Source organism: Streptomyces sp. NPDC002868 (assembly GCF_055563295.1).
Genome location: NZ_JBVHDR010000003.1, coordinates 427704 through 441606, shown reverse-complemented (window position 1 = coordinate 441606; position 13903 = coordinate 427704). Strand labels below are relative to the sequence as shown.

The following is a 13903-nucleotide window of genomic DNA, read 5'->3' as shown; positions in this document are numbered from 1 at the left end:
GTCAGGGCCGTTGGCCGCTGTGTGATCGCCCGGCTACTGTCTGCCGCGCAACATCCCTCGTACAGCGGAAGGGAGCGCGGCCCGTGGCGCCCCATCGACGGCTTTCACAGTCCGGCCTCACTCAGAGTGTCCGGGTCACCGTCCTGTCCGCCGCGGCGGCAACGGCCGCTGCGGCGCTCGGGGCCGCACCGGCGAGCGCTGACCCGCACGACACCGCGGAGAGCGCCCGGGCCAAGGTCGACCGGCTGTACGAGGAGGCCGAGCAGGCCACCGAGCACTTCAACAAGGCCGGTGAGCGGGTCGAGCGGCTGCGCGAGCAGGTGGCGCAGGCGCAGGACAGCGTGGCCCGCGGCCAGGAGCGCGTCAACCGGATGCGGGGAGCGCTCGGTTCGGTCGCGGGCGCGCAGTACCGCTCGGGCGGCATGGACCCCGCGCTCGCCCTGCTGCTCTCCGCGGACCCGGACACCTACCTCGACAAGGCGGCGACCCTGGACCGGATCAGCGAGCGGCAGGCAACCGACCTGCAGGACCTTCGGCGGGCCCAGCGAAGACTCGGCCAGCAGCGCACGGAGGCCTACCACGACCTCGCAGAGCTGGAGCGCAGCCGGACCGCCGTCGCACACCACAAGCGCACCGTCGAGCGCAAACTCGCCGAGGCGCAGCGGCTGCTGAACGCCCTTCCGTCCGAGTACCGCGCCGCCTTCGACCGGGCATCCCGCTCCGGCCGCGGCTCCCTGCCCGAGCTCTCCGGCCTCGCGCCCGCCTCCTCGCGGGCGGCCGCCGCGGTGATGGCGGCCCGCAGCGCCGTCGGCCGCCCCTATGTGTGGGGCGCCAACGGGCCCTCCGGCTTCGACTGTTCGGGGCTCACCCAGTGGTCGTACGCGCAGGCGGGCGTCGGGCTGCCGCGCACCTCGCAGGCGCAGCGGTATGCGGGCCGGCAGGTCTCGCTGTCCGAGGCGCGGCCCGGCGACCTCGTGACGTACCGCAGCGACGCCAGTCATGTCGGGATGTACATGGGCAACGGGCAGGTCGTGCACGCGCCCTACCCCGGGGCGGCGGTCCGCTACGACCCGGTCGGCATGATGCCGATCTCGTCGGTCACCCGCGTCTGAGCCGCGTTCCGTTCCGCGCCGCGTTCCGTACGATCGTCCACGTGGCAGGTCAGGGGCGCATGGGGCGTCGAGCGGTACGGCGTGCGGCGGGGCTGGGCCTCGCCGCCGCCCTGCTGGCGTCCGGCTGCGCGGCCCCCGAGGCGTCCGACACCACGATGCGGGACATCCAGCGCACGCTCGACGGGCGCGCGGCCGCCGTCCTCGGACATGACGAGAGCTCCTATCTGGCCGCGCTCGATCCCAAGGCCCCGGTGCTGCGGGCGACGGAGCGCAGGGAGTTCCATAACCTCGCGGATGTGCCGCTGCGCTCCTGGGAGTACCGGCTGAGCGATGTGAAACGGCAGGGCGCGCGGGCGGTCGCCGAGGCCGAACTGCGCTACCGCATCGACGGATACGACACCGCCCCGGTGACCGCCTCCCGCACGCTGGAGCTCGCCGAACATGAGGGCCGCTGGTACATCACGGCCGACCGCGCGAGCAAGCAGGGCGGCCAGCAGCTCTGGCAGCAGGGCGATGTCCAGGTCGTCCGGGGCAAGCGGAGCCTGGTCCTCGCCGTCGGCCAGGATGTGGCGCGGCTGCGTGCCCTCGCGACGAAGGCCGACCGGGCCGTGCCCGCCGTCTCGGACGTCTGGAGCTCCCCCTGGGCGGGGCGCCTGGTGATCCTGGTCCCCGCCTCGCTGGACGCCATGGGAGGGCTGCTGGGGGCGCCCGCGGCCGGGTACCGGGGGATCGCGGCGGTCACCACGGGCGAGACCGGGGCGGCCGGGACAGTGCCCGCGGACCGGGTGATCGTCAACCCCGAAGCGTACGGAGCGCTCGGCGACTTCAGCCAGGGCATCGTGCTCACGCATGAGGCGGCCCATGTGGCTACGCGCGCGTACACCTCGGCGGCCACCCCGATGTGGCTCTCGGAGGGCTTCGCCGACTGGGCGGCGTACCGCGGCACGGGCCGCAGCGCCGGGCAGACCGCCCCCGAACTCCAGCGCGCGGTCGTGCGCGGCGATGTACCGGCCGCGCTGCCGTCCGACAAGGACTTCGCCTTCGACGGCGACGGGGACAAGCTGGCGCGCGCGTACGAGGGCGGCTGGCTGGCCTGCGAGCTGATCGCCGCGCGCTGGGGCGAGAAGAAGCTGACGTCGTTCTACCGGGCCGTCGGCGCGGGGAAGTACCGGGCGGCTGCCGTCGAAAAGGCGATGGCCGATGTACTGGGCACGACGCGGGAGGACTTCACGGTGCGCTGGCGGGAGTATCTGCGCGAGCGGCTGGACGGCTGAGCGACAGGCGGCGGCGCGGTTCGGCCACCGTCTGCCGCCACAGCCGCAGGCACGCGGTGAGCGTCGCCGCGACCAGCAGCCCATTGCGTACGGCCAGCAGCAGCACGCCCAGCCGGTCGCCGGCCACCACGTGCGCGAACCAGACCGGGAACTCCAGCAGCGTGACCCCCGTGGCGGCCAGCACCAGCCAGCTGGGAAGAGCCATCCGGCTGCCCCGGAAGGCCAGGCACACGGCGGCCAGGCCGACCAGCCAGATCATGTACTGGGGGCTGATCACCCGGCTTGTGGTGGTGAACAGCAACGCCGCGGCGAACGCCGCGTCGCACGGCGTGCTCGGCGCGAACTTCTGGGCCCGCAGCCGCCACAGGGCCAGCCAGCCGAAGGCGAGGAGGGTGAGGGCGAGGGCGAGCGTGGAGACGAGCGTGACGTACGGGCCGACGAACTCCACAGACCCGTAGTTCAGCAGCACCTCGCCCTGCCAGCCGAAGTGCCGCGCCACCTGGAAGACCAGCGCGCCCAGCGACTCGATCTCGGTGCCCCGGTCGCGCTGGAAGGTGAGGAACGCCAGCGCGCCCGGCATCGTCGCGTAGAGCAGCAGCGCCAGGGCGGCCGCCGTGCCCGCCGCGGTGGCCCAGGAGCGGCGGGTGGCCCGGCCGCGCGGGGTGCCCACGATCAGCAGCAGCGGCCAGACCTTCAGCAGGGCGCCGAAGCCCGCCAGCGCGCCCAGGGTGCGCGGATGGCGTGCCCCGGCCAGCAGGGCGGCGACGGCGACGGCTGTGACCATCAGGTCGTAGCGGGCGTACGCGGTGGGGCCCAGCAGCGGTACGCCCGCGACCCACACCCAGCTGCCGCGCTGCGACTTGCCGGGCCGCCCGCCGGCGTACAGCAGCAGGCTCAGCACCAGCGCGTCGCAGAGCAGGGCGAGAACGAAGAAGGCCGATGCGTAGCCGAGGAAGGGCAGCAGGGCGGGGGAGAGGATCGCGAGCGCGGCGGCGGGCGGGTACTGCCAGGCGACGTCGTCCAGCGGGAAGGTGCCGGACTTCAGCACCTCGTACCAGCCTTGGTAGATCACCGAGATGTCGCTGGTCACATCGGGGCCGGGGACGGTGACGACCTTGAAGACGCAGAGCAGCAGTGCGGTCCTGGTGATGATCCACACCGGAACGATCGATACCGGGGTGATCCACACCGGGAGGGTAAGCCGCGTGCCGCCGCCGCTGCCGCTTGCGTCCGCCATGAGCACCTCATCCCATTCAGGGGGAATTGCGGGTGCCCATGATGCCGGGCAGGGCTGTGCCTGAGCGGTGAGGCAGGGCCGTTGGGTACTGTCGGCGGCAATGCACAAGACCCTGATCGTGACCAACGACTTTCCGCCCAGGCCCGGCGGCATCCAGGCGTTCCTGCACAACATGGCGCTGCGGCTGGACCCGGAGCAGCTCGTCGTCTACGCCTCCACCTGGAAGCGCGGCCGCGAGGGTGCCGAGGCGACCGCCGCGTTCGATGCCGAGCAGCCCTTCACGGTCGTACGAGACCGTACGACGATGCTGCTGCCTACCCCGCGCGTCACCCGGAGGGCGACCCAGCTGCTGCGCGAGCACGGCTGCGAATCCGTGTGGTTCGGGGCGGCCGCCCCGCTCGGTCTGATGGCGCCCGCCCTGCGCAGGGCGGGAGCGCGGCGGCTGGTGGCCACCGCGCACGGCCATGAGGCGGGATGGGCGCAGCTGCCCGTGTCCCGGCAACTGCTGCGGCGGATCGGCGAGGGCACGGACACGATCACCTATCTGGGTGAGTACACACGCTCGCGCATAGCCGCCGCGCTGACGCCGGAAGCGGCCGGCCGCATGGTCCAACTGCCGCCCGGCGTCGACGAGAAGACCTTCCACCCGGGCTCGGGCGGGGACGCGGTCCGGGAGCGCCTGGGGCTCGCCGACCGGCCGGTGGTGGTGTGCGTATCGCGGCTGGTGCCGCGCAAGGGCCAGGACACGCTGATCCTGGCGATGCCCGAGATCCTGGCGAAGGTGCCGGACGCGGTGCTGCTGATCGTAGGCGGCGGTCCGTACGGGAACGATCTGCGGAAGCTGGCGAACGAGACCGGGGTCGCGCAGTCGGTCCGCTTCACCGGCTCCGTGCCCTGGGAGGAGCTGCCCGCCCACTACGGCGCCGGTGATGTCTTCGCGATGCCCTGCCGTACCCGAAGGGGCGGCCTGGACGTCGAGGGCCTCGGAATCGTGTACCTGGAGGCATCGGCGACCGGTCTGCCGGTCGTCGCGGGCGACTCGGGCGGCGCCCCCGACGCCGTACTCGACGGAGAGACGGGCTGGGTGGTCCGCGGCGGCTCGGCCGGGGAGTCGGCCGAGCGGATCGTGGCCCTGCTCGAAGATCCCGGGCTGCGGCAGCGGATGGGGGAGCGCGGCCGGGAGTGGGTCGAGGAGAGGTGGCGCTGGGACCTGCTGGCCGAGAAACTTCGGACACTTCTCTGAGCTGCGTAAAGTCTTTTTTGATGGTGCGTCAGTTTTAAGCCGCGCGAAGCATGGGCGGAAGGTGGGATTCCGCCCATGCTCCGGACATGACATCACATCTGACGCGCCGTCAACTGCTGGGCATCGCCGCCCTGCAGACAGCGGCCGCGCTCGGCTTCACCCGCATTGGTCTCTCCTCGGCAGCCGCCATCCAGCCGACGGCCGCCGACTACGCCCCCGCCATCGTGATCGGTTCCGGCTACGGCGCCGCCGTCGCCGCCCTCCGCCTCGGCGAGGCGGGCGTGCGCACCCTCGTCCTGGAGATGGGCCGGCTCTGGGACACCCCGGGCCCGGACGGCAAGATCTTCTGTACCACCGGAGCGCCCGATCGGCGTTCCATGTGGTTCCGCACCCGCACCGAGGCGCCGCTCGCCACCTTCCTCTGGCTGGACGTCGTCAACAAGGACATCAGCCCCTACCCCGGTGTCCTCGACCGGGTCCGCTACGCCGAGATGTCCGTCTTCGTCGGCCGGGGCGTCGGCGGCGGATCGCTGGTCAACGGCGGAATGGCGGTGACCCCGCCGCGTACGTACTTCTCCGAGGTGCTGCCCCAGGTCGACGCCGCGGAGATGTACGGCACGTACTTCCCGCGGGCCCGCCAGATGCTCGGCGTCAACACCGTCGACCCGGCCTGGTTCGAGTCCACCGAGTGGTACCGCTTCTCGCGGATCTCGCGCAAGCACGCCCAGAACGCCGGACTGAAGACCGTCTTCGTGCCGAACGTCTACGACTTCGGCTACATGCAGCGCGAAGCCGCCGGCCAGGCCACCAGGTCGGCGCTCGGCGGCGAGGTCATCTACGGCAACAACCACGGCAAGCGCAGCGTCGACAAGACCTATCTCGCCGCCGCGCTCGGCACCGGCAACGTCACCATCCAGACCATGAGCCGGGCCAGAGGCATCCGGACAGAACCTGACGGCAGCTACGTCCTGACCGTGGACCGCACGGACACCGCGGGTCGCGTCGTCGAGACCAAGGAGATCGGCTGCAGGCAGCTCTTCCTCGGCGCCGGCAGTATCGGCAGCACCGAACTCCTGCTGCGCGCCCGGGAGAAGGGGACCCTGCCCGGACTCAGTACCGAGGTCGGCAAGGGCTGGGGCCACAACGGCAATGTGATGACCGGCCGCGCCAACCACATCTGGGACACCGTCGGGGCGAACCAGGCGACCATGCCCACCATGGGCATCGACGACTGGGCCAATCCCACCAACCCCGTCTTCGCCGAGATAGCGCCGCTGCCGATGGGGTTCGAGCACTGGATCAGCCTCTATCTGGCGATCACCAAGAACCCGGAGCGCGGCAGCTTCGCGTACGACGCGGCGACCGACTCGGCGAAGCTCGACTGGACCCGGGCGCAGAACCAGCCTTCCGTCAAAGCGGCCAAATCGCTCTTCGACCGCATCAACAGGGTCAACGCCACCATCTACCGGTACGACCTCTTCGGCGGCAACAAGACCTTCGCCGACGATTTCACGTACCACCCGCTGGGCGGCTGCGTACTGGGCCGGGCAACCGACAACTACGGCCGTGCCAAAGGGTATTCAGGGCTGTACATCACCGACGGCGCCCTGGTCCCCGGCTCGATCGGGGTCAATCCGTTCGTCACCATCACGGCGCTCGCCGAACGGAACATGACCCGGATCCTCGCCGAGGACCCCAGCGGCTGATCAGCCGCGGTAGATCGCCTCGATCTCGTCGGCGAAGTCCTTCGCCACCACATTGCGCTTCAGCTTCAGCGACGGCGTGATGTGTCCCGCCTCTTCAGTGAACTGGGAGGAGAGAATGCGGAATTTCCGCACCGATTCCGCCTTGGAGACGGCCGCATTGCCGTCGTCCACCGCCTGCTGGACCTCCGCGAGCAGATCCGCATCGTCGCGCAGCGAGGCCGCCGTCGAACCGGCCGGCTTGCCGTGGTCCGAGACCCAACGCCCCAGGAATTCCTCGTCGATGGTGACCAGCGCGCCGACGAACGGCCGGCCGTCGCCCACCACCATGCACTCCGCGACCAGCGCGTGCGCGCGGATGCGGTCCTCGATCACCGCGGGAGCGACGTTCTTGCCGCCCGCGGTGACCAGGATCTCCTTCTTGCGGCCCGTGATCGCGAGGTATCCGTCCTCGTCCAGGGTGCCGATGTCACCCGTGTGGAACCAGCCGTCGGCCAGCGCCTCCGCGGTCGACGCCTCGTTGTTCCAGTACCCCTGGAAGACATGCTCGCCGTGCAGCAGCACCTCGCCGTCGTCGGCGATCCGCACCACCGAGCCCGGCAGCGGCTGACCGACCGTGCCGATCTTCTGCCGGTCCCACGGGTTGAACGCGGTCGCCGCGCACGACTCGGTGAGGCCGTAGCCCTCCAGCACCGTGAAGCCGATGCCGCGGAAGAAGTGCCCGAGCCGCTCGCCCAGCGGCGCGCCGCCGGAGACCGCGTACTCACCGCGCCCGCCCAGCACTGCCCGCAGCTTGCTGTAGACGAGCCTGTCGAAGACCTTGTGCTTGAACTTGAGACCGATCGACGGGCCCTCGGGGGTCCCCAGCGCGCGGCTGTAGCTGATCGCCGTCTGTGCGGCCTTGTCGAAGATCTTGCCCTTGCCGTCCGCCTGCGCCTTGGCGCGCGCCGAGTTGTAGACCTTCTCGAAGACGCGCGGCACACCGAGGATCAGCGTCGGCCGGAAGGAGGCGAGCTCGTCGGTGAGGTTCTTGATGTCCGGTACGCAGCCGAGCTTGATCGGCGCCATCACGGCCGCGAGTTCGACCATGCGGCCGAAGACATGCGCTGCCGGGAGGAAGAGCAGCACAGAGCTCTCGCCCGTACGGAACAGCGGTTTGAGGCGCTCGACCAGGTTGCCGCACTCCGCGAAGAACGCGCGGTGGGTGAGCACACAGCCCTTGGGGCGGCCGGTGGTTCCGGAGGTGTAGACGATGGTCGCCGCGTCGTCCGCCTTGGCGCTCGCGCTGCGCTCGTCGAGCAGCTCGTCGGTGATCTCGGCGCCGGCGGCGGTCAGTTGCTCGACCGCGCCCTGCTCGATCTGCCAGCTGTGGCGCAGGCTGGGCAGCCGGTCCCGTACCGACTCGACGGCGGCGGCGTGCGCCTCGCCCTCGACGATCACTGCGACCGCGCCGGAGTCGCCGAGGATCCACTGGACCTGCTCGGCCGAGCTGGTTTCGTACACCGGCACGGTCACCGCGCCGGCGCTCCAGATCGCGAAGTCCAGCTGCACCCATTCGTAGCGGGTACGGGACATCAGGGCGACCCGGTCACCGGGCTGCACACCGGAGGCGATCAGGCCCTTGGCGGCGGCCCGCACCTCGGCGAGGAACTGGGTGGCGGTGACGTCCGTCCAGACGCCCGCCACCTTTCTGCCCATCACCGCGACATCGGGATGCTGAGTGGCATTGCGGCGGATGAGATCCGTCAGGTTGCCGTCCGCGGGGACCTCGTACAGGGCCGGAAGGCTGAACTCGCGCAAGACTGCTGCTCCTCATCGGGCGCCGGCGCCACGGCTCTGTGTGATGCACCGGTTGCGGTCCAAGATCGGGCAGGTGCTCAGTGGGGTGAGCACGACTGGACTGCTCGGACGTTACCCACCAGTACTCGGTTCCGGATAGGGGGTTCAGGCCAGATGTTCGCTGCGTCACACGTGATGGCGGTGCTTCGCGCAGAGTAGTCCACACTCATGACGACTCGGAAGAACGGCTGGTCCGCCCCGCTCTACCGAGCCGTGAACCGGCGTCCTAGGGTGATCACCATGCGAGGCATTCGAGTCAACGTGGTCAGTGACGTACACGGCAATGCCAAGGATCTAGCTCAGGCGGGAGACGGCGCGGACGCGCTCATCTGCCTCGGTGACCTCGTGCTCTTCCTCGACTATGCCGACCACTCGCGCGGCATCTTCCCCGACCTCTTCGGCGTCGAGAACGCCGATCTGATCGTGGAACTGCGCACCGCCCGCCGCTACGACGCGGCCCGCGAGCTCGGACGCAGACTCTGGGCCGAGCTGGAGATGGACCGGGAGACCGCCATCGAATCCGCCGTGCGCCGCCAGTACGCCGAGCTGTTCGCGGCCTTCCCCACCCCGACGTACGCCACCTACGGCAATGTCGATATGCCGACCCTCTGGCCGGAGTACGCACGGCCGGGCACCACCGTCCTCGACGGCGAGCGCATCGAGATCGGAGGCCGCGTCTTCGGCTTCGTCGGCGGCGGGTTGCGCACCCCGATGCACACTCCGTACGAGATCTCCGACGAGGAGTTCGCCGCCAAGGTCGAAGCGCTCGGGGAGGTCGATGTGCTCTGCTCGCACATTCCTCCGGACGTTCCCGAGCTGACGTACGACACCGTCCCGCGCCGCTTCGAGCGCGGCAGCCGAGCCCTTCTGGAGGCGATCCGCCGCACCCGGCCCCGGTACGCCCTCTTCGGCCACGTCCACCAGCCGCTCGCCCGCCGGATGCGCATCGGCTCGACGGAGTGCGTGAACGTCGGGCATTTCGCTTCGACCGGTCGCCCCTGGACCTTGGAGTTGTGAACCGCTGGGCCTGGGAGCGGTGACTGGCCGGGCCCTGGAGTGGTGGCCAGTCGGGTCGCGATAACCTGCACCCCACACCACCCCCGGTCCGTACCGCACTGTGAGGAGCCGCAGCGATGGCGGAACACACCAGCTCGAGCATCACGATCGAGGCGGCGCCGGCCGACGTGATGGGCGTGATCTCCGACTTCGCCCGTTACCCCGAGTGGACCGGCGAGGTGAAGGAGGCCGAGGTGCTCGCCACCGACGCCAAGGGTCGCGCCGAGCAGGTCCGGCTGGTGCTCGACGCCGGCGCGATCAAGGACGACCACACCCTCGCGTACACCTGGAACGGCGAAAACCAGGTCAGCTGGACGCTCGTGAAGTCCCAGATGCTGCGCGCCATCGACGGTTCGTACACCCTCGCCGCGGTCGGCGGCGGTGACCGCACCGAGGTCACCTACCAGCTCACCGTCGACGTCAAGATCCCCATGCTCGGCATGATCAAGCGCAAGGCCGAGAAGGTCATCATCGACCGCGCCCTGGCCGGTCTGAAGAAGCGCGTCGAGAGCGGGCCCGTCGCCTGATGCGCACGGTCCTCGTCACCGGGTTCGGCGGCGCGGGCCGAACCACCCTCGCCGCTGCCACCGCGCTCGCTGCGGCCCGGCGCGGCCAACGCGCCCTGTTCCTCTCCGCCGAGCCCGGCGACGTCTTCGGCGCGCCTGTCACCGGCCGCCCCGACGCACCGGACGGGATCACGGACGGCCTGTGGGCCGCTCGCATCGACTCCGGTGCCGACTTCCGAGCCGAGTTCCTCTCGCTCCAGGAGCGCGCCGGCGCCGGGCTCGATCTGCTGGGCGCGGCGCGACTCGAGGACGAGGAGCTGACCGAGCTCCCCGGCAGCGAGCAGTTCGCCCTGCTGCGCGCGCTGAAGACCGCCGGCGACTGGGACGTGGTCGTCCTCGACCTGCCGCCGCTGCGCGAGACCATCGCGCTGCTCGCCCTGCCCGAACAGCTGCGCCGCTATCTGCGCCGCCTGCTGCCGCTGGAACGGCAGGCCGCCCGGGCTCTGCGCCCGATGCTCGCCCAGCTCGCCGGTGTGCCGATGCCCGCGCAGTGGCTGTACGAGACCGCGAACCGCTGGGACAGCGAACTGGCCGGCGTCCAAGCGATGATCGAATCCGCCGGCACGACGCTGCGGGTGGTCGCCGAGCCCGGACCCGCGGCCGCCGACGCCCTGCGCACCGCCCGTGCCGGGCTCGCGCTGTACGGACTGCCTGTCGACACCCTCGTACCGAACCGGATCCTGCCGCGGGGCTCGGCAGACAGCTGGCTCGCGACCCTCTCCGCACAGCAGGAGAAGTGCCTGAGCGAGTGGTACGAGGACTGGGCGCTGCCCCAAGGCTCGATCCGCGAGGTGCCCCACCTCGGCCGGGACCCGCGCGGCCTCGAGGACCTCGCCCTCCTCGACACTGGCGACGGGCTCGCCGTCGAAGCCGTCGGGGCCCTCGAAACCCTCGGAGCCCCCGCACCGCACCGGCACCGCGGCGAGCGTCGCGAGGACCCATGGCGGGTCGCGGAGGGGCACGGCACCGACAGTGTCTTCGTCTGGGAGCTCCCGCTGCCCGGCGCCGTCAAGGAGGAGCTCGCACTCGTCCGCCGAGGGGATGAACTCCTGATCACCGTCGGACCGTTCCGCAGGATCGTGCCGCTGCCCTCCGCGCTGCGCCGCTGCACCGTGGCGGGCGCGGGTCTCACGGACGGCGTGCTACGGGTCCGCTTCCAGCCTGACCCCGATCTGTGGCCGCGGGCACGCTGAACGCGCTGCCTCCATTCGGGTACCGTCGAGCGTACAAACCCTCAGTTCTTCCGCCAGTTCTTCCGCAGGAGTACGCCATGAGCGATGCCACTGAGCGTCCCGCCGTCGACGACGACGCCTGGGCCAAGGCGTGCGCCGAGGACCTGGAGGCGGAGAAGGCCCGCCGCCGCGCCCAGTACGGGCCGCCGCCCGGCTCGGCCGGCGAGGAGCTGCGCAAGCTCCTCGACGCGGTCGCCGACAAGGTCTCCTCGTTCCAGACGTCGCTGCCCGGCATGGCCGCGCAGAACACCGTGCAGCAGCTGTTCAACCAGGCGAAGGCCGTCGTAGAGCCGGTCATAGAGCGCAACCCTGAAGTATTCGACCACCTCACGGCGGCGGGCGGCGAGCTGCTCGCCGCGTATCGATCCGCCGTCGAGGGCCATGAGCGACGCTGGACCCAGCGGCCCACCGCCTCCAAGGACGACCAGGACCCGCGTGACGACGGACCCGGCGCGAGCGAGCACATCGACCTGGACTGACCAGGCCGTGCCCCGCCCTCGGGTACGGTTGGCCATAGCGGGGCTCGACCGAAAACTGAGGGACACATGGGACTCACCATCGGCGTCGACATCGGCGGCACGAAGATCGCAGCGGGCGTGGTCGACGAAGAGGGCACCATCCTCGAGACGCACAAGGTGCCCACCCCGTCGACGCCGCAGGGCATCATCGAGGCGATCTGCTCGGCCGTCGCCGGGGCCGGCGAGGGGCACGAGATCGAGGCGGTCGGCATCGGCGCCGCCGGATACGTCGACGACAAGCGTGCCACCGTCCTGTTCGCGCCCAACATCGACTGGCGCCACGAGCCGCTCAAGGACAAGGTCGAGCAGCGCGTCGGCCTCCCGGTGGTCGTCGAGAACGACGCGAACGCGGCCGCCTGGGGCGAGTACCGCTTCGGTGCCGGCCAGGGCCACGAAGACGTCATCTGCATCACCCTCGGCACCGGGCTCGGTGGCGGCATCATCATCGGCAACAAGCTGCGCCGAGGACGCTTCGGCGTGGCCGCGGAGTTCGGCCACATCCGGGTCGTCCCGGACGGTCTGCTGTGCGGTTGCGGCAGCCAGGGCTGCTGGGAGCAGTACGCCTCCGGGCGCGCTCTCGTCCGCTACGGCAAGCAGCGCGCCAACGCCACCCCGGAGAGCGCCGAGATCCTGCTCAGCCTCGGCGACGGGACGGTCGACGGCATCGAGGGCAAGCACATCAGCGAGGCCGCGCGGCAGGGCGACCCGGTCGCCGTCGACTCGTACCGCGAACTGGCCCGCTGGGTGGGCGCGGGGCTGGCCGACCTGGCCTCGCTCTTCGACCCGTCCGCCTTCATCGTCGGCGGCGGCCTCTCCGACGAGGGCGAGCTGGTCCTCGACCCGATCCGCAAGTCCTTCCGCCGCTGGCTGATCGGCGGCAGGTGGCGTCCGCACGCGCAGGTGGTGGCGGCGCAACTGGGCGGCAGGGCGGGCCTGGTGGGCGCGGCGGACCTGGCCCGCCAGGGCTAGCTTCTTTGTCCTCAATCGCCGGACGGGCTTGATATTCGGCCCCCCGGACGGGCTGGAGGTTCGCCCTCAATCGCCGGGCGGGCTTGATTTTGGCCCCCCGGGCGGGCTGGAGGTCCGTGCTCAATCGCCGGGCGGGCTTGATTCTTGAGCGCCGGGCGGGCTTGATTTTGGCCCCCCGGGCCGGCTGGAGGTCCGTCCTCAAACGCCGGACGGGCTTGAATTTCTGCACCCGGACGGGCTGAAACTCAGCCCGTCCGGCGATTGAGGACTGGGGGTCCCCCACGCCCGCGAGGGCGTAGGGGGCGGGTCTGGGGCGGAGCCCCAGAAAAGACCCGCACCCGCGTATCTTGCTGCGCATGGCGATCACCGCACTGCCAAACTCCCGCACCGAACCGGACGGTTCGGCCGTGATCCGCGTGCTCAGTTACAACATCCGCTCCATGCGCGACGACGAGGACGCGCTGGCCCGGGTGATCCGCGCCTGCGCGCCCGACCTGGTGTTCATCCAGGAGGCCCCGCGCTTCTTCCGCTGGCGCAAGCACGCGGCGCGGCTGGCCGCCAAGAGCGAGCTGGTGGTGCTGACCGGCGGGGCCACCGCGGCCGGCCCGCTGCTGCTCTGCTCGCTGCGGGCGACCGTGGAGCGTACGGAGGATGTGCTGCTGCCGCTCACCCCCCGCCTGCACCGGCGCGGCTTCGCCACGGCGGTCGTACAGATCGGGGGCGCCCGGATCGGGCTGCTCAGCTGTCATCTGAGTCTGCAGAGCGACGAGCGCTATGCGCAGGCCGGGATGCTGCTGGACCGGCTGAAGGCGATGGACGTGCCGTACGCGATCGCGGCGGGCGACCTGAACGACCGGCCCAGCGGCCGGAGCTTCCGCAGACTTGCGGGGGAGCTGCAGGACTGCTGGGCGGTCGCGCCCTGGGGCGGCGAGCACACCTCGACACCGAACGACCCACACCAGCGGATCGACGCGATTCTCGCCACCCCGGGCGTCGAAGTGCTGGGCTGCGGAGTGCCGTTGACCCTGCCGGGCATCACCCGGGCTGACCTTCGCGCGGCGACGGACCACCTGCCGGTGCTGGCGGCCCTACGCGTCCCCGCGGTGTCGTCCGACGGACCGAGTGCCCGCTGAGCCGCGTCCGACGGCCGGAGG

12 protein-coding genes are annotated in these 13903 nt (G+C 71.1%); 10 read left to right on the top strand and 2 right to left on the bottom strand.

Annotation, left to right across the window (positions count from 1 at the left end):
* Nucleotides 1-83: 83 nt before the first annotated feature.
* The gene (locus tag ACZ3H8_RS12730) at nucleotides 84-1112 is read left to right on the top strand and encodes a C40 family peptidase (RefSeq protein WP_467400772.1); all 1029 of its coding nucleotides are present in this window, start codon (nucleotides 84-86) and stop codon (nucleotides 1110-1112) included.
* A gap of 41 nt (nucleotides 1113-1153) precedes the next feature.
* The gene (locus ACZ3H8_RS12725; RefSeq protein WP_467400770.1) at nucleotides 1154-2386 is read left to right on the top strand and encodes a hypothetical protein; all 1233 of its coding nucleotides are present in this window, start codon (nucleotides 1154-1156) and stop codon (nucleotides 2384-2386) included.
* On the opposite strand, the gene ACZ3H8_RS12720 is transcribed toward ACZ3H8_RS12725, so the two are convergent.
* Complete coding sequence (locus ACZ3H8_RS12720) at nucleotides 2340-3623, bottom strand: glycosyltransferase 87 family protein (RefSeq protein ID WP_467400768.1); 1284 nt, start codon at nucleotides 3621-3623, stop codon at nucleotides 2340-2342. The two genes, ACZ3H8_RS12725 and ACZ3H8_RS12720, sit on opposite strands and share 47 nt — an antisense overlap.
* 100 nt (nucleotides 3624-3723) lie before the next feature.
* Here ACZ3H8_RS12720 and ACZ3H8_RS12715 point away from each other — a divergent pair, with 100 nt between their 5' ends.
* Entirely contained in the window at nucleotides 3724-4866 is a 1143-nt protein-coding gene (locus ACZ3H8_RS12715; protein WP_467400766.1) for a glycosyltransferase family 4 protein, read from the top strand.
* Nucleotides 4867-4952: 86 nt separating this feature from the next.
* Nucleotides 4953-6572 carry a GMC oxidoreductase gene (locus tag ACZ3H8_RS12710; RefSeq protein ID WP_467400764.1) on the top strand — a complete coding sequence of 540 codons (1620 nt, stop codon included), beginning with the start codon at nucleotides 4953-4955 and terminating at the stop codon, nucleotides 6570-6572.
* On the opposite strand, the gene ACZ3H8_RS12705 is transcribed toward ACZ3H8_RS12710, so the two are convergent.
* Nucleotides 6573-8369: an AMP-dependent synthetase/ligase gene (locus tag ACZ3H8_RS12705; protein WP_467400761.1), complete on the bottom strand. Its 1797-nt coding sequence runs from the start codon at nucleotides 8367-8369 to the stop codon at nucleotides 6573-6575.
* Between the two features lie 300 nt (nucleotides 8370-8669).
* On the opposite strand from ACZ3H8_RS12705, the gene ACZ3H8_RS12700 reads away from it, so the two are divergent.
* The 6 genes from ACZ3H8_RS12700 (at nucleotide 8670) to ACZ3H8_RS12675 (ending at nucleotide 13882) form a co-directional block, all read left to right on the top strand.
* Nucleotides 8670-9425 (top strand): metallophosphoesterase family protein, encoded by a 756-nt coding sequence (locus ACZ3H8_RS12700; RefSeq protein ID WP_467401290.1) that lies wholly within the window; start codon nucleotides 8670-8672, stop codon nucleotides 9423-9425.
* Nucleotides 9426-9541: 116 nt separating this feature from the next.
* Nucleotides 9542-9991 (top strand): SRPBCC family protein, encoded by a 450-nt coding sequence (locus tag ACZ3H8_RS12695; RefSeq protein WP_467400759.1) that lies wholly within the window; start codon nucleotides 9542-9544, stop codon nucleotides 9989-9991.
* Nucleotides 9991-11223, top strand: a complete 1233-nt coding sequence (locus ACZ3H8_RS12690; RefSeq protein WP_467400757.1) for an ArsA family ATPase — start codon at nucleotides 9991-9993, stop codon at nucleotides 11221-11223. Before ACZ3H8_RS12695 ends, ACZ3H8_RS12690 begins: the two co-directional genes overlap by 1 nt.
* A 77-nt stretch (nucleotides 11224-11300) precedes the next feature.
* Nucleotides 11301-11741: a DUF5304 domain-containing protein gene (locus ACZ3H8_RS12685; protein WP_467400754.1), complete on the top strand. Its 441-nt coding sequence runs from the start codon at nucleotides 11301-11303 to the stop codon at nucleotides 11739-11741.
* Nucleotides 11742-11807: 66 nt separating this feature from the next.
* Nucleotides 11808-12749, top strand: coding sequence for an ROK family glucokinase (locus ACZ3H8_RS12680; RefSeq protein WP_467400752.1), 942 nt, complete (start codon nucleotides 11808-11810; stop codon nucleotides 12747-12749).
* 356 nt (nucleotides 12750-13105) lie between these two features.
* Entirely contained in the window at nucleotides 13106-13882 is a 777-nt protein-coding gene (locus ACZ3H8_RS12675) for an endonuclease/exonuclease/phosphatase family protein (RefSeq protein WP_467400750.1), read from the top strand.
* Nucleotides 13883-13903: the final 21 nt, after the last annotated feature.